Genomic DNA, 16,274 nt, shown 5'->3' on the forward strand with positions numbered 1-16,274 from the left:
ACGCAGACCGTGACCGACGACACCACATCGACCACGATCGATCCCCGCCTCGACGAACGCGGCATGGGCGAGCTGGCCGAGAAGATGGGCATGGTCATCACCGAGCTCTCGGCCGAGCGGGCGGTCGGTTCGATCCCCGTCGAGGGCAACCGCCAGCCGGTCGGCCTGCTGCACGGCGGCGCCTACGTCGTCCTCGCGGAGAGCCTCGGTTCGATGGCCGCCAACGTGCACGCCGGGCCTGGCCGCTACGCCGTCGGCATCGAGCTCAGCGCCTCGCACTCCCGCAGCGCCACGAGCGGCATCGTCACGGGCACGTGCACCGCCATCCACCTGGGCGGCACGCTCACCACCCACGAGATCGTCCTGACCGACGACCAGGGTCGCCGGTGCTCCACCGTCCGGATCACGAACATGATCCGCGAGCGTCGCTGACCGACGGACCGACGGCTCAGTCCTCCGGCGGCCGCTGCAGCAGCAGGCGGGCGTCGCCGAACCCGAGCCGCCGGTAGAGCCGCTCGCCGTCCACGCTCGAGTGCACCGACGTCCGCTCCACGCCGAGTTCGTCGGCGACCTGGAGCAGGGCCGTGACGAGCCGTCCGGCGACGCCGGAACCGCGCAGCTCCGGGTGCACGTAGACCGTCTGCACGTCGGCGGTCAGCCGGCGCCCCGGCCGGTCCGGCAGCGGCGGTCGCGCGACGAGCCCGAGCCACGCCATGCCGAGCACGACACCGTCCCGCTCCGCGACGACGCACCGGTGCGACTCCGCGTGGTCGGCGGCGAACGCCGTCATGGCATCGCGGTACGCCTCCACGCTCGCCACCGGATGAGCGCCGCCCTCGTCCACGCTCCACCGCCACCGCAGGTCGGCCACCGCCGGCATGTCGTCAGGCCGGGAGGCCCGGATCACCACGTCGTCCATGGCTCCAGCCTGCCAGGTGGTCGCGACACACGCCCCGCCCTCGGACGCAGGAACGCCGCCGACCCCAGGGGGCCGGCGGCGTTCCGTGAGCGACGGTGGAGCGCTGGACTACTTCTTGGCGCTGAGCTGCTCGATGATCGCCTTCGCCACGTCGTGCATGGTCAGGCGGCGGTCCATCGAGGCCTTCTGGATCCAGCGGAACGCCTCGGGCTCGGTGAGGCCCATCTTCTCGTTCAGCAGGCCCTTGGCGCGGTCGACGAGCTTGCGGGTCTCGAAGCGCTCGACGAGGTCGGCGACCTCGGCCTCGAGCGTGATGATCTGCTGGTACCGCGAGAGGGCGATCTCGATCGCGGGGAGCAGGTCGTTCGGGGTGAAGGGCTTGACCACGTAGGCCAGCGCACCGGCCTCGGTGGCACGCTCGACGAGGTCCTTCTGGCTGAACGCGGTCAGCAGGACGACGGGCGCGATGTGGTTCTTGGACAGCTTCTCGGCTGCGGAGATGCCGTCGAGCTGGGGCATCTTGACGTCCATCACGACGAGGTCGGGGCGGAGGTCGGTCGCGAGCTGGACGGCGGTCTCACCGTCACCGGCTTCACCGACCACGTCGAACCCGTTGTCGCGGAGGATCTCCACGATGTCGAGGCGGATGAGCGACTCGTCCTCGGCGACGACGACGCGACGGGGTGCTGGTGCTGTTGCTTCTGTGTCACTCACGGGCGAAAGCCTACTAGACGACGGAAGTGCCGTATCCCAGACCACGCAGAACGATGCTTGGTACGAGTGGCGGGACGCGGATCGGTACTGCCCCGCACGCCGTGAGCATCTTGGTACGAGTGGCGGGACGCGGATCGGTGCTGCCCCGCACGCCGTGAGCATCTTGGTACGAGTGGCGGGACGCGGATCGGTGCTGCCCCGCACGCCGTGAGCATCTTGGTACGAGTGGCGGGACGCGGATCGGTGCTGCCCCGCACGCCGTGAGCATCTTGGTACGAGTGGCGGGACGCGGATCGGTGCTGCCCCGCACGCCGTGAGCATCTTGGTACGAGTGGCGGGACGCGGATCGGTGCTGCCCCGCACGCCGTGAGCATCTTGGTACGAGTGGCGGGACGCGGATCGGTGCTGCCCCGCACGCCGTGAGCATCTTGGTACGAGTGGCGGGACTTGAACCCGCACGCCGTGAGGCAGAGCATTTTGAGTGCCCCGTGTCTGCCGATTCCACCACACTCGCGAGGAGGCCAACACTACCAGCCCGACCCGCGCCTCCCGGCCCGTCGTCGACCGTCTCAGGAGCCCTCGAGCGCCTCGATCGCCGCCACCAGACCAGCCCGTCGCGGCGACCGCCGCGGCAGCACCGCGAGCAGCGCGCGGAGCACGAGCGCGTCGGTCGCACCGTCCGGGGTGCGCGCCCACGCGAGCAGGGCGTCGACGCCGCCGTCGGCGACGACCGACTCGCGGAACCGCAGCCGCACCAGGTCACGGACAGCGTCGACGCCGGGTGCGGCGGAGCCCGGCAGGACCGGTCCGGCGTACCGGTCGACGGCCTGGAGGCGCGCCCCGCGTTCGAGCGCGGACAGCACGCCGTCGACGTCGGTCCGGACCCCGGTCACCCGGTACGGCCGCGACGTCACGGTCACGTCCGGGGCGTGCTGCGCGAGGACCCGGCGCAGCCGGACGACCTCGGCGCGCAGGGTGACGACCGAGCCCGGGTCTCCGTAGACGGCGGCGGCGAGGTCGGTCGCCGCGAGGCCGGCGGGGTGCGCGGCGAGCACGACGAGCAGTTCGGAGTGCCGGGCGGACAGCTCGACCCGGCGGTCGGCGATCCGGAGCACGGCGGTGTCGGTACCGAGCACGGTCAGCTCGGCCGACGGCACGCCGGGTGTCCGCACCGGTGGGCGGACCGCGGCCAGGGCGAGCTGGGCCTCGGCTGCGGCGACCGTGGCGGCGAGCAGCGACAGCGTGTGCCGTTCGACTGCGCGGTCGTCGCCCGTCAGGTCGAGCACCCCGACGGTGGCGCCGCTCGCGTCGTGCACCGGGACGGCGGTGCACGAGAAGGGCTTGACGGCGTTCGCGTAGTGCTCATCGGAGCGGATCTGTACCGGACGGTCCAGGCGCAGTGCCGTGCCGGGCGCACTGGTGCCGATGCGGTCCTCCGACCAGTCGGCTCCGGGGACGAAGCCCATGTCCTCGGCGGCGCGACGCGTGGAGCGGGCACCGTCGACCCAGACGAGACGACCCGCGGCGTCCGCGACGGCGACGACGCACCCGGCCGAGCGGGAGTCGTCGAGCAGCAGCCGACGGACCACCGGCAGCAGGGTGGCGAGGGGGCCGTCGTGCCGGACGGCATCGAGTTCCTCGTCGCCGAGGGCGAGGACCGGGGCGGCGTCGGGGTCGACCCGGGCGGACCGCTGCCACGACGCGGCGACGAGCGGGCGGAGCCGACCGGGTGCGCGCATGCGTCCTCCGATCGACCCCACCCGCCGCTCCGTCGCGACGCGTGCGGTCAGCCTACGTCCGGGCCACCCGCGGGACCAGGCCGAGATCGGCGAGCTCGGCGTCGTCGAACATCCGCGACCGGGTGAGGAACCGTTTGCCCTCGGGGACCTCGACCGAGAACCCGCCGCCCCGGCCGTCGACGACGTCGATCGTCAGGTGCGTGTACTTCCAGTACTCGAACTGCGACACCGACATGTAGACCTCGACCGGGTCCAGCCCGTCGACCTGCAACGCGCCGAGCAGGACGTCCCCCGGGCCGGTCCGGAACATGCCGACGGGGTAGCACATCGGGCTCGAGCCGTCGCAGCAGCCGCCGGACTGGTGGAACATCAGCGGGCCGTGCCGGGTGGTGAGGGTGCGCAGGAGCTCCCCCGCCGCCGGGGTCGCCGCGACGCGTGCCGTGTCGGGCATCAGAAGAAGCCCATCGGCCCGTCGGCGTAGGAAACGAGCAGGTTCTTCGTCTGCTGGTAGTGGTCGAGCATCATCTTGTGGTTCTCGCGCCCGATGCCGGACTGCTTGTAGCCGCCGAAGGCCGCACCCGCCGGGTACTGGTGGTAGGTGTTCGACCACACCCGCCCGGCCTGGATGTCACGTCCGGCGCGGTACAGGGTCGTGACGTCACGGCTCCACACCCCGGCGCCGAGCCCGTACAGGGTGTCGTTGGCCGTGGCGATCGCGTCGTCGTAGCCGCTGAAGGACGTCAGGGCGAGCACGGGCCCGAAGATCTCCTCCTGGAAGATCCGCATCGAGTTGTCGCCCTCGAACACCGTCGGGGTGACGTAGTAGCCGCCCGAGAGTTCACCGCCCAGGTCCGCGCGTTCACCCCCGGTCAGGAGCGTCGCACCCTCCTGCTTGCCGATGTCGATGTAGCTCAGGATCTTCTCGAGCTGGTCGTTCGACGCCTGGGCGCCGATCATCGTGGACAGGTCGAGGGGGTGCCCCTGCTTGACGGCACGGACGCGTTCCAGGCCGTCGGCGACGAACCCGTCGTAGATCTCCTCCGCCACCAGTGCCCGGGACGGACACGTGCAGACCTCGCCCTGGTTCAGGTTGAAGAACGTGAAGCCCTCGAGCGCCTTGTCGTAGAAGGAGTCCTTCTCGGCCGCCACGTCGGGGAAGAACACGTTCGGGCTCTTGCCGCCGAGCTCGAGCGTCACCGGGATGAGGCTCTGCGAGGCGTACTGCATGATCAGCCGCCCGGTGGTGGTCTCCCCCGTGAAGGCGATCTTCCGGATGTCCGGGTGCTGCGCGAGCGGTGCGCCGACCTCGATGCCGAAGCCGTTGACGACGTTGAGCACCCCGGCGGGCAGCAGGTCGCGGATGAGCTCGACGAGCACGTGGATGGACGCCGGGGTCTGCTCGGCGGGCTTCAGCACGACGCAGTTGCCGGCGGCGAGGGCCGGGGCGAGCTTCCACACCGCCATCAAGATCGGGAAGTTCCACGGGATGATCTGCCCGACGACGCCGAGCGGTTCGTGGAAGTGGTAGGCCACGGTGTCGTGGTCGATCTCGCCGGCGGACCCCTCCTGCGCACGGATCGCCCCGGCGAAGTACCGGAAGTGGTCGATCGCGAGCGGGATGTCCGCGCCGAGGGTCTCGCGGATCGGCTTGCCGTTCTCCCACGTCTCGGCGACGGCGAGCACCTCGAGGTGCTCCTCCATGCGGTCCGCGATCTTGTTGAGGATGACAGCGCGCTCGGCCGCGCTCGTCCGGCCCCAGGCCGGGAACGCCTTCCAGGCGGCGGCGACGGCGCGGTCGACGTCCGTCGAGTCGCCGCGGGCCACCTCGGTGAACACCTTGCCCGTGACGGGCGTCGGGTTCTCGAAGTACTGCCCGCTGGCGGACGGCACGTACTCGCCGCCGATGAAGTGGTCGTACCGGGATCGGTACTCGACCAGGGAGCCGGGCTCGCCGGGTGCGGCGGAGCTGGTGGGCGAGGGTGCGATGGTCATGGTGGTGCCCTTTCGACGACGCTGTCGGGGCGCACGGGTCGCGCGCCTGCTCCGCACGGTACGACCGCGGGGGTTGCAGGTCGTTGCACGGCCCGGGGCTCGGACGGGTAGCGTTCTGGACACCAGCGCTGGCGATCAGGGAGGAGCGCTCGTGGATTCTCGTGCAGTCAGGACGTTCCGGGTGTTCGTCGTCGTCACCGCGGTCGTCGCCATCGCACTGGGCATCGTGGCCATCGTCTGGCCCCGCCCGTCGCTCGTGCTCGTGGCGCTGCTGTTCGGCGTGTACCTCGTCGTGGCCGGGGCACTGCGCGTCTTCGCCGCGGTGCGGGGCCACGGCACCCGGCCGGTGTGGCGGTGGACGTCCGGCATCGTCGGCGGTCTGGTCGCGGTCGCGGGGCTCGTGACGCTGCTCGACCCGGCGATCCCGCTCGTCGTCTACGCCGTGCTCGCCGGGGTCGGGTTCCTGATCGAGGGGGTCGCCGCGATCGTCGGCGGCTTCGTCGGCCACCCGGGATCGTCACGCGTCCCGACGATCGTCAGCGGCGTGCTGTCCATCATCGGGGGCATCGTCGTGCTCGTCGCGCCCGGACTCGCGCTGACCGTCTTCATGGTCTTCGCCGGCATCGCGCTCATCGTCGTCGGGGCCGCGGCCCTGCTGCTCCTGCCGCCGCGCGCTGCCGTTCGCCGCTAGCCGCCGAGCGCCGCCGTCCGCTGCTCGACCGCGGCGCCCCTGCCGTCCGCCGCTAGGCCGACCCGGTGCCGAAGAGCAGCCCGAGTGCGTAGGTGACGATCGCCGCACCGAACCCGATGGCGAGCTGCCGGAAGGCCCGCTTGCCGGGAGACGCTCCGCTCAGCACGCCGACGACGGCACCGGTGCCGAGCAGGGCGATGCCCACCAGCCCGCCGGCCACCGCGATGGCCGGCCACCCCTGCATGCCGAACAGGAACGGCAGCACCGGGATGATCGCGCCCGAGGCGAAGAAGCAGAAGCTCGACACCGCGGCGCTCAGCCCGGTGCCGACCGCCTCGTGGTCGTCGGCGACCGCGGTGGAACCGGTCGCCGGCCGCCGCTCACCGATGCCGGACAGCACCTGCGCGGCGTGCTCGGACGCCTCGGCCTCGGACATCCCGCGCGCCCGGTAGACCAGGGCGAGCTCGTTCGCGTCGACGTCGAGGTCCGACACCGCCCTGCCGGCCTCGGGATGGGGCGCGGACGCCTCGAGCAGTTCGCGCTGCGACCGGACGGAGACGTACTCCCCCGCCCCCATCGACAACGCACCGGCCAGCAGGCCGGCGATGCCGCTCAGCAGCACGAAGTGCCGGTCGGCCCCCGAAGCGCTGATGCCGATGATGAGCGCCAGGTTGGACACCAGGCCGTCGTTCGCGCCGAACACCGCCGCCCGGAACGTGCCGGACAGCCGCATCCGGCCACGGTTCGCGAGCCCGCGCACGACCTCGCCGTGGATCCGCTCGTCGGCGGCCATCCGCGCGGTCGCGTCCGAGTCGTCGGCGTACGGCGAGCGGTCCTCGGCGCGCTGCATGAGCGCGAGGACGAAGACCGACCCGAACCGCTTGGCCAGCACGGCGAGCACCCGGGTGCGCAGGCTCCCCCGCTGCGGGCGTCCGACGTCGTCGCCGAGCAGGTCGAGCCAGTGGTCGGCGTGCCGTCCCTCGGCCTCGGCCAGCGCGGCGAGGATCTCGCGCTCCTCGCCGGAACGGCGGGCAGCGAGGTTGCGGTACACGGCCGCCTCGGCACGCTCGTCGGCCAGGTAGCGACGCCAGCGGCGGACGTCGGCGCGCGGCGCCGGGGTGTCGGATCGGAGGCTCACAGCGACCATCCTGCCGCCTGCGGCCGACGTCCGGTCACCGCCAGGGCCGTGGAGACGCGGCAGGGCGCGGCCCGGAAGCGGTCGGCGCTGCTCGCACCGGGCCTCCAGTCCGCGCCCTGGTGGCGACGGAGCCTCGGGATCAGTCCCGGACGTACGCCGGCGCGGCCTCGGCGTGGGCGTCGCCCACCCGGTGCACGCGCAGGTCGTTCGTCGAGCCCTCGATGCCGGGAGGGGACCCGGCCGTCACGATGACGCGGTCGCCGGGGGCGGCCAGGCCGTTCTCGAGCAGGACGTCGTCCACCTGCGAGAAGAGCTCGTCGGTGTGGGTCTTCCGCTCCACCAGGAACGAACGAACACCCCACGTGAGGGCCATCCGGCGGCGCGTGGCCTCGTTCGGGGTGAAGGCGATGATCGGCAGACCGTGGCGCAGGCGCGACATGCGGCGGGCCGAGTCGCCGGACTCCGTGAAGACGCAGAGGTACGACGCCTCGGTGAACTCGGCGATCTCGACGGCGGCGAGGGTGATCGCTCCGCCGAGGGTGCGCGGTTTGGTGCCGAGCGGGGCGATGCGCTCGAGACCGTGGTCCTCGGTGGACTCGACGATGCGGGCCATGGTGCGGACGGTCTGCACCGGGTACTCACCGACGCTCGTCTCACCGGACAGCATGACCGCGTCGGCACCGTCGAGGACGGCGTTGGCGACGTCGGACGTCTCGGCGCGGGTGGGGATCGGCGACGAGATCATCGACTCGAGCATCTGCGTCGCGACGATGACCGGCTTCGCCATGCGGCGGGACAGCTCGACGGCGCGCTTCTGCACGATCGGGACGGCCTCGAGCGGGAGCTCGACGCCGAGGTCACCGCGGGCGACCATGATGCTGTCGAAGGCGTCGATGATCTCCTCGAGCGCGTCGACGGCCTGGGGCTTCTCGACCTTGGCGATGACCGGCAGGCGCTTGCCCTCTTCGTCCATGATCTCGTGGGCACGCACGACGTCGCTCGCGTTGCGCACGAACGACAGCGCGATGAGGTCGGCGCCCTGGCGGATCGCCCAGCGCAGGTCGGCCTCGTCCTTCTCGCTCAGCGCGGGGACGTTGACGGCGACACCGGGCAGGTTGATGCCCTTGTTGTTGGACACCGTGCCGGGGACGACGACCTCGGTGCGGACCCGCACGCCGTCGGTGTCGAGGACACGGAGGCGGACACGGCCGTCGTCGATGAGGAGCGGGTCACCGGGCTTGACGTCCTGCGGCAGGCCCTTGAACGTCGTACCGCAGATCTCCTTCGAGCCGGGGACGTCCTCGGTCGTGATGGTGAAGATGTCACCGACCGCCAGGTCGTGCGGACCGTCGGCGAAGCGTGCCAGACGGATCTTCGGACCCTGCAGGTCGACGAGGATCGCAACGGGCTTGCCGAGTTCTTCGGCGGCACGACGGACGTTGACGTAGTTGGCCTCGTGGACGCTGTAGTCACCGTGGCTGAGGTTGAGGCGGGCGACGTCGACGCCCGCTTCGATGATCTCCTTGACGGTCTCGTAGTCCGACGTTGCCGGTCCGAGCGTCGAAACGATCTTTGCGCGTCTCAATGGATTCCTTCGTGGTGGTGGATGGAGCTTGGGTTTCCGCGCTGTGGGGCCGCGCGGAACGAAGCGAGGCCACCAGCACCCTACCGAGTGCTGGTGGCCTCGCGCTCACGGGAGCGTGAGCATCTGGTGGATCGCCGACATCAGACGGAGATCGCCCGGTCGGTCGCCTTGACCGGTGCCGGCAGGATCGTGGAGCCCTCGAGGTACTCGTCGACCTGGGCGGCCGCGGCACGGCCCTCGGCGATCGCCCACACGATGAGCGACTGCCCACGACCCGCGTCGCCGGCGACGAACACGCCGGCCTCGTTGGTCGCGTAGTCGGCACGGCGGTCGAGCGCCCCGGAGACCGTGGTCGGCAGACCGAGCTGCGGCTCGATCGTGTCCGACTCGGGGCCGGTGAAGCCCATCGCGATGAGGACGAGGTCGGCCGGGATCTCCCGCTCGCTGCCCGCCTTCGGGACCCGTCGGCCGTCGAGGTACTCGGTCTCGGCGACCCGCAGCGCGCGGACCTCGCCGGCGTCGTTCGACAGGAACTCGACGGTGGAGGCGAGGAAGTGCCGCTCGCCGCCCTCTTCGTGGGCGCTCGTGATCTCGAACACGGTCGGGAACATCGGCCACGGCTGGTCGGACGGACGCTCGAGCGGCGGCTGCTTGCCGATCGCCAGGTTCGTCACGCTCAACGCGCCCTGGCGGTGGGCGGTGCCGATGCAGTCCGCGCCGGTGTCGCCGCCGCCGATGACGACGACGTGCTTGCCCTCGGCCGTGATCTGGTTGTCGACCGTCGTACCCGCGTTCGCCTTGTTCTGCTGGACCAGGTAGTCCATGGCGAAGTGCACGCCCTCGAGGTCGCGCCCCGGGATCGGCAGGTCGCGCGGCACCGTGGCACCGGTGGCGACGACGACCGCGTCGTAGCGTGACTTCAGGTCGTCCCAGGTGATGTCCCTACCGATCTCGACCCCGGCACGGAACCGGGTGCCCTCGGCCTGCATCTGAGCGAGACGCGCGTCGATCTGGCGCTTCTCCATCTTGAAGTCCGGGATGCCGTAACGGAGCAGGCCGCCGATGCGGTCGTCCCGCTCGTAGACGGCGACCGTGTGGCCGGCACGCGTGAGCTGCTGCGCGGCGGCGAGCCCGGCGGGGCCGGAGCCCACGACGGCGACGGTCTTGCCCGTCAGGCGCTCCGGCGGGTGGGGCGTGACCCAACCGTTCTGGAACGCCTGGTCGATGATCGAGACCTCGACCTGCTTGATCGTCACCGGGGGCTGGTTGATGCCGAGTACGCACGACGACTCGCACGGCGCGGGGCAGAGCCGACCCGTGAACTCCGGGAAGTTGTTCGTCTCGTGCAGGCGCTCGATCGCCTGCCGGCCCTCACCGCGCCACGTCAGGTCGTTCCACTCCGGGATCAGGTTGCCGAGCGGGCAGCCCTGGTGGCAGAACGGCACGCCGCAGTCCATGCAGCGGCCGGCCTGGCGCTTCAGGACACCGGACTCCTGCTGCTCGTAGACCTCTTTCCAGTCCATGAGCCGCACGGGCACGGGTCGCCGGGGCGGGAGTTCGCGTTCCTGGACCTTCAGGAATCCCTTGGGGTCAGCCACCGGTCACCTCCATGATCCTGTTCCAAACGATGTCACCGTCGGGGTCGAGCCCCTCGTCGACGGCCTGTCTGCGCGTCTCGAGCACCGCCGCGTAGTCGCGCGGCAGCACCTTGACGAAGTCGCTCAGGTCTCCGGACGCCAGCAGGTCGGACGCGAGCGTCGACCCCGTCTCGTCGGCGTGCCGGGTGAGCAGGTCGGTGACGATCTCGACGTCGGCGCTGTCGAGCGCCTCGAGCCGGAGTTCGCCGGACGCCAGGGCGTCGGTGTTCACGTGCTCCTCGCGGAGCCCACGGACGTACGCCGTGCCACCGGACATGCCGGCACCGAGGTTCCGGCCGGTCTCGCCGAGGATGAGCGCGAGCCCGCCCGTCATGTACTCAAGCGCGTGGTCGCCCACGCCCTCGACGACGGCCGTGGCACCGGAGTTCCGCACCAGGAACCGCTCGCCCACGATGCCGCGGATGAACATGCTGCCCTGGGTGGCGCCGTACCCGATGACGTTGCCGGCGATGACGTTCTCGGCGGGGTCGAAGCCCGAGCCGGCGTCGGGGCGGACGACGATCTGGCCGCCGGAGAGCCCCTTGCCGACGTAGTCGTTGCTGTCGCCGATCAGCCGCAGCGTGATGCCCGCCGGCAGGAACGCGCCGAGCGACTGCCCGGCGGAACCGCGCAGCGTCACGTCGATCGAACCGTTCGGCAGACCGTGTTCGCCGTGTCGCAGGGTCACCTGGTGGCCGAGCATGGTGCCGACGGCGCGCTCGGTGTTGCGGATGGGCAGGTCGAGCGCGATCGAACCGCCGTGGTCGAGCACGTCCGCGGTCTGCTGGATGAGCTGCACGTCGAAGTGCTGGTCCAGCTCGTGGTCCTGCTCGCGGTGGTGGCGGCGCGGTTCGGCGTCGTCGAAGTGCGGTCCCTTGAGCACCGGCGCGAGGTCGAGCCCTGAGGCCTTCCAGTGCTCGACGGCACGGTCGACGTCGAGCACGTCGGTCTGCCCGATGGCCTCGTCGAGGCTGCGGAAGCCGAGCTCGGCGAGGAGCTCGCGCACCTCTTGCGCGATGAACTCGAAGAAGTTCACGACGAACTCGGGCTTGCCGGAGAACCGCTTGCGGAGCTCGGGGTTCTGCGTGGCGACGCCGACCGGGCAGGTGTCCAGGTGACAGACCCGCATCAGGATGCAGCCCTCGACCACGAGCGGGGCGGTCGCGAAGCCGTACTCCTCGGCACCGAGCAACGCGGCCACGACGACGTCGCGCCCGGTCTTCATCTGCCCGTCCACCTGCACGACGACGCGGTCGCGCATGCCGTTCAGCATGAGCGTCTGCTGGGTCTCGGCCAGGCCGATCTCCCACGGGGTGCCGGCGTGCTTGAGCGAGTTCAGCGGGCTCGCGCCGGTGCCGCCGTCGTGGCCGGACACGAGCACGACGTCGGCCAGGGCCTTCGTCACGCCGGCCGCGACGGCACCGATGCCGGACTGGCTCACGAGCTTCACGTGGACGCGGGCGGCCGGGTTGGCCCGCTTGACGTCGAAGATCAGCTGCTTGAGGTCCTCGATGGAGTAGATGTCGTGGTGCGGCGGCGGCGAGATGAGGCCGACGCCCGCGGTGGCGTGCCGGGTGCGTGCCACCCACGGGTAGACCTTCGCCGGGGGCAGCTGACCGCCCTCGCCGGGCTTCGCACCCTGCGCCATCTTGAGCTGGATGTCGGTGGCGTGCGTGAGGTACATGCTCGTCACGCCGAAGCGGCCGGAGGCGACCTGCTTGATCGCGCTGCGGCGCTCGGGGTCGAGCAGCCGGTCGACGTCCTCGCCGCCCTCGCCCGTGTTCGAGCGACCGCCGAGTCGGTTCATCGCGATGGCGAGCGTCTCGTGGGCTTCCTTCGAGATGGACCCGTAGGACATCGCACCGGTGTTGAACCGCTTGACGATCGACTCGATCGACTCGACCTCGTCGAGCGCGATGGGCTTCCGCGTGCCCTGCTTGAAGCGGAACAGCCCGCGGAGCGTCATGAGCTGCTCGGACTGGTCGTTGACGGCGCTCGAGTACTCGCGGAAGATGTCGTACCGGCGAGCACGCGTGGCGTGCTGCAGGCGGAACACCGTGTCCGGGTTGAACAGGTGCGGCGGGCCCTGACGGCGCCACTGGTACTCGCCGCCGATCTGCAGTCGCTCGTGGGAGAGCACCGCGCCGTCCTGCGGGTACGCCTGGGCGTGCCGCTCGGCGTTCTCCTTGGCGATGACGTCGATGTCGACGCCGCCCAGGATCGACGAGGTGCCCGTGAAGTACTTGTCGACGAACTCCTGGCTGAGCCCGACGGCCTCGAACGCCTGCGCACCGGCGTAGCTGGACACCGTGGAGATGCCCATCTTCGACATGATCTTCAGCACGCCCTTGCCGAGCGCCTTGATGACGTTCTTGACGGCCTGCTCCGGGGTGATCCCGGGGATCATGCCGGCGCGCACCAGGTTCTCGCAGGTCTCCATCGCCAGGTACGGGTTGATCGCCGAGGCGCCGTACCCGATGAGGGTCGCCACGTGGTGGACCTCACGCACGTCGCCGGCCTCGACGATGAGCCCGACCTTCATGCGCTGTTCGGTGCGGATCAGGTGGTGGTGGACCGCGGCGAGGAGCAGGAGGCTCGGCACCGGTGCCTGCTCGGAGTTGCCGTCGCGGTCGGACAGCACGATGAACTGCTTGCCGGACTCGATCGCGGCGTCGACCTCGTCGCACACGGCAGCGATGCGCTTCTGCATCGCCTTCTTGCCGGCGTCGACGCGGTACAGGCCCTTGATCGTGACGGTCAGGTGGCGACCCGACTCGGTCTCGAAGTGCTGCACCTTGGCGAGCTGGTCGTTGTCGATCACCGGGAAGTCGAGCGTGATCTGCTTCGCGTGCTCGGGACCGGCGGAGAGCAGGTTGCGCTCCGGACCGAGCCCCATCCCCATCGAGGTGATGACCTGCTCGCGGATCGAGTCGAGCGGCGGGTTGGTCACCTGCGCGAACTGCTGCGTGAAGTAGTCGAAGAGCAGGCGCGGACGCTCCGACAGCACGGCGATCGGGGTGTCCGAGCCCATCGCACCGAGCGGTTCGGCCCCCGCTGCCGCCATCGGGCGCAGCAGGATCCTGACCTCTTCTTCGGTGTATCCGAACGCGCGCTGACGACGGGTGACCGAGGCCGGGGTGTGCACGATGTGCTCGCGCTCCGGCAGGTCGTTGAGGTTGATGCGGCCGGCTTCGAGCCAGTCGCCCCAGGGACCCGAGGCGGCGAGCTCGCGCTTGACCTCGTCGTCCTCGATGATGCGACCGGCCTCGGTGTCCACCAGGAACATCCGGCCCGGACGCAGACGCCCCTTGCGCACGACCTTGGCGGCCGGCACGTCGATGACCCCGGTCTCGGAGCCCATCACGATGAGGCCGTCGTCCGTGACCAGGAAGCGTCCGGGGCGCAGGCCGTTGCGGTCGAGGGTGGCGCCGACGAGCGAGCCGTCGGTGAAGGTGATCGCGGCGGGGCCGTCCCACGGCTCCATGAGCATCGAGTGGTACTCGTAGAACGCGCGGAGGTCCGGGTCCATCCCGACCTGGTTCTCCCATGCCTCGGGAACCATCATCGACACGGCGTGCGGCAGGGTCCGGCCGGTCAGGGTCAGCAGCTCGAGGACCTCGTCGAACGAGGCCGAGTCGCTCGCCCCCGGGCTCACGATGGGCAGCAGCGGGGCCATGTCGCCGAGCAGTTCGCTCTCGAGCTGCGACTGGCGGGCGCGCATCCAGTTGCGGTTGCCGCGCACCGTGTTGATCTCGCCGTTGTGGGCGATCGTCCGGAACGGCTGCGCGAGCGGCCACGACGGGAACGTGTTGGTGGAGTAGCGCGAGTGCACGATCGCGAGCTTCGAGGCGAAGCGCTCGTCGCTGAGGTCCGGGTAGAACGGTTCGAGCTGCAGCGTCGTGACCATGCCCTTGTAGACCATGGTGCGGCTCGACAGCGACATGAAGTACAGGTCGTTGTCGTGCTCGGCGCGCTTGCGGAGCCGGAAGGCCTGGCGGTCCAGCGCGATGCCGCTCCACGAGGCACCGTGCAGGTCGTGCCGGATGGAGGCGACGAAGAGCTGTTCGAACGCCGGCATCGCGGCACGGGCCAGCGTGCCGAGGACCTCCGGGCGCACCGGGACCTCGCGCCACCCGAGGACCTTCAGGCCCTCTTCGCGGGCGAGCCGCTCGACGGCGCCCTTCACCGCGTGGCGCGCGTCGTCGTCCAGGGGCAGGTAGGCGGTGCCGACGGCGTACTCCCCCGCTGCCGGCAGCTCGAAGGGCACGACGGCCCGCAGGAACTCGTCGGGCACCTGGCACAGGATGCCCGCGCCGTCACCGGTGCCCGCGTCGGAGCCCACGGCACCGCGGTGCTCGAGGTTCCGGAGCGCACCGAGCGCCGCGTCGACGATGTCGTGACCGGGCGTGCCGCGCAGGGTCGCGACCATCGCGAGCCCGCATGCGTCCTTCTCGTTCGCCGGGTCGTACATGCCCGTGGCGTCCGGGATCGCGGAGAAGCGGCGGTGCGGCGGCACGAGGCTCGTCGGTGCCGAGGGCTGGGTTGGCTGGAGCGCCATGGGGAACCGTCCTCACGAGGAAGTGGAACAGGGACAGCGGTGGCCCGGTGGTGCGTTCCGCCCGAGCGGGCGGGACTGGTGCCCGTGCCCGCCGTCAGTGAGTTGCCCTGCCGGCCGGCGAGGTTGCTGGGCCCCGCTTGTGGCGGGGGCCGTCTGGTGCTGCTGGTGGTGCTGCTGCGCGTCACCGGTGGTGGTCGGGAGGGGGTGTCTCCGCGACGCGATCAGCGAGTGGTCGTGACCGGATCGTCGCTCGTGACGCCGTCTGCTGCGTCGTCGTCGTGCTCCGAGAAGGTGTCGTCCGAGTCTACAACGGACCTCGGACGGGGCTCGCGCCCCGGCAGGTACGGGCTCGGCTCCTTGCCGGTGTGCCGACGGCTCTGCACCACGAAGATCAGGATGCCGATGACGACCGCGGCGAGGGCCACCCACACGTTGGTGCGGACACCGAAGAAGGTCTCGCTCGTGTCGACGCGGATGGACTCGAGCACCGAGCGTCCTGCGCCGTACCAGATCAGGTACAGACCGAGGACCTTGCCCCACTGCAGCGTGAACTTGCGCGCCAGGAACAGGATGACGACGACACCGAGGACGTTCCAGATGATCTCGTACAGGAACGTCGGGTGGAACAGCGTGCCCTCGGGCAGGCCCTTCGGGAACGCGGCGTTGCTCGAGTCGATCTCGAGGCCCCAGGGCAGGCTCGTCGGCATGCCGAAGAGCTCCTGGTTGAAGTAGTTGCCCAGGCGGCCGAAGGCCTGCGCGAGCAGGACGCCCGGCACGACGGCGTCGATGAACGACGTGAACCGCAGGCCCACCTGGCGGCAGCCGATCCACGCGCCGACCGACCCGAGGATGAGCGCGCCGAAGATGGCGAGCCCGCCCTCCCAGATGTACAGGAAGGACAGCGGGTCGATGCCGGGGCCGAAGTAGTCGGACACGTGGGTGAACACGTGGAAGAGGCGACCGCCGATGATGCCGGCGGGCACGGCCCAGATCGCGATGTCGATGATGATCCAGCGCTCGACGCCGCGGGCGTTGAGTCGGCGGTTCGCCAGGACGACCGCGGCCACGATCCCGATCAGGATGCAGATCGCGTACGCGTGGATGCGGAAGTCGAGGGGCAGCGACCAGCCGAACGCGTCGCGGAGCCAGGCGGTCAGGTCGAAGTACTGCCAGGCGGTGCTCGGGCTCGGGATGCTCAGGAGGGGCATGGAGGTGCTGTCGCCTTTCGGAACTGACGGGGCGCGGTCGACGTGGCGTCGGCCTCGCTCACTGTAGCGCGGGTCGCGGGCCCGACAGGAACT

12 protein-coding genes and 1 tRNA gene are annotated in these 16,274 nt (G+C 70.7%); 2 read left to right on the forward strand and 11 right to left on the reverse strand.

Features of this window, described 5'->3' with window-relative positions; genetic code table 11:
- The first annotated feature begins 63 nt into the window (after window positions 1–63).
- Window positions 64–432 (forward strand): PaaI family thioesterase, encoded by a 369-nt coding sequence (locus tag DEJ27_RS04650; protein WP_051596794.1) that lies wholly within the window; start codon window positions 64–66, stop codon window positions 430–432.
- 16 nt (window positions 433–448) lie between these two features.
- Here the strand turns inward: DEJ27_RS04650 and DEJ27_RS04655 are convergent, their stop codons facing one another.
- From DEJ27_RS04655 to DEJ27_RS04680, 6 genes are all read right to left on the reverse strand, one after another.
- Window positions 449–919: a GNAT family N-acetyltransferase gene (locus DEJ27_RS04655; protein ID WP_110862741.1), complete on the reverse strand. Its 471-nt coding sequence runs from the start codon at window positions 917–919 to the stop codon at window positions 449–451.
- A 108-nt stretch (window positions 920–1,027) separates the two neighbouring features.
- The gene (locus DEJ27_RS04660; protein WP_017887240.1) at window positions 1,028–1,633 is read right to left on the reverse strand and encodes an ANTAR domain-containing response regulator; all 606 of its coding nucleotides are present in this window, start codon (window positions 1,631–1,633) and stop codon (window positions 1,028–1,030) included.
- Window positions 1,634–2,062: 429 nt separating this feature from the next.
- Window positions 2,063–2,147 (reverse strand) — tRNA-Leu (locus DEJ27_RS04665).
- Between the two features lie 55 nt (window positions 2,148–2,202).
- Entirely contained in the window at window positions 2,203–3,372 is a 1,170-nt protein-coding gene (locus DEJ27_RS04670) for a helix-turn-helix domain-containing protein (protein WP_146244649.1), read from the reverse strand.
- Window positions 3,373–3,424: 52 nt separating this feature from the next.
- Window positions 3,425–3,823 (reverse strand): DUF779 domain-containing protein, encoded by a 399-nt coding sequence (locus tag DEJ27_RS04675; protein ID WP_111090416.1) that lies wholly within the window; start codon window positions 3,821–3,823, stop codon window positions 3,425–3,427.
- Entirely contained in the window at window positions 3,823–5,364 is a 1,542-nt protein-coding gene (locus DEJ27_RS04680; protein WP_111090417.1) for an aldehyde dehydrogenase family protein, read from the reverse strand. The genes DEJ27_RS04675 and DEJ27_RS04680 overlap by 1 nt, the downstream gene beginning before the upstream one ends.
- Before the next feature lie 151 nt (window positions 5,365–5,515).
- Here DEJ27_RS04680 and DEJ27_RS04685 point away from each other — a divergent pair, with 151 nt between their 5' ends.
- The gene (locus DEJ27_RS04685) at window positions 5,516–6,055 is read left to right on the forward strand and encodes an HdeD family acid-resistance protein (protein ID WP_181419974.1); all 540 of its coding nucleotides are present in this window, start codon (window positions 5,516–5,518) and stop codon (window positions 6,053–6,055) included.
- Between the two features lie 52 nt (window positions 6,056–6,107).
- Here DEJ27_RS04685 and DEJ27_RS04690 read toward each other — a convergent pair whose 3' ends face one another.
- The 5 genes from DEJ27_RS04690 to lgt all read right to left on the reverse strand — a co-directional run bounded on the left by DEJ27_RS04690 (window position 6,108) and on the right by lgt (window position 16,181).
- Window positions 6,108–7,202 carry a VIT1/CCC1 transporter family protein gene (locus DEJ27_RS04690; protein WP_111090419.1) on the reverse strand — a complete coding sequence of 365 codons (1,095 nt, stop codon included), beginning with the start codon at window positions 7,200–7,202 and terminating at the stop codon, window positions 6,108–6,110.
- 130 nt (window positions 7,203–7,332) lie between these two features.
- The gene (gene pyk / locus DEJ27_RS04695) at window positions 7,333–8,778 is read right to left on the reverse strand and encodes a pyruvate kinase (RefSeq protein WP_017887208.1); all 1,446 of its coding nucleotides are present in this window, start codon (window positions 8,776–8,778) and stop codon (window positions 7,333–7,335) included.
- A gap of 140 nt (window positions 8,779–8,918) precedes the next feature.
- Complete coding sequence (locus tag DEJ27_RS04700; RefSeq protein WP_110858958.1) at window positions 8,919–10,376, reverse strand: glutamate synthase subunit beta; 1,458 nt, start codon at window positions 10,374–10,376, stop codon at window positions 8,919–8,921.
- Complete coding sequence (gene gltB, locus DEJ27_RS04705) at window positions 10,369–14,973, reverse strand: glutamate synthase large subunit (protein ID WP_375231891.1); 4,605 nt, start codon at window positions 14,971–14,973, stop codon at window positions 10,369–10,371. Before gltB ends, DEJ27_RS04700 begins: the two co-directional genes overlap by 8 nt.
- 221 nt (window positions 14,974–15,194) lie before the next feature.
- The gene (gene lgt / locus DEJ27_RS04710; RefSeq protein ID WP_181419975.1) at window positions 15,195–16,181 is read right to left on the reverse strand and encodes a prolipoprotein diacylglyceryl transferase; all 987 of its coding nucleotides are present in this window, start codon (window positions 16,179–16,181) and stop codon (window positions 15,195–15,197) included.
- Between the last annotated feature and the right edge of the window lie 93 nt (window positions 16,182–16,274).

The organism is Curtobacterium sp. MCPF17_018 (genome assembly GCF_003234135.1).
GTDB lineage: Bacteria > Actinomycetota > Actinomycetes > Actinomycetales > Microbacteriaceae > Curtobacterium > Curtobacterium flaccumfaciens.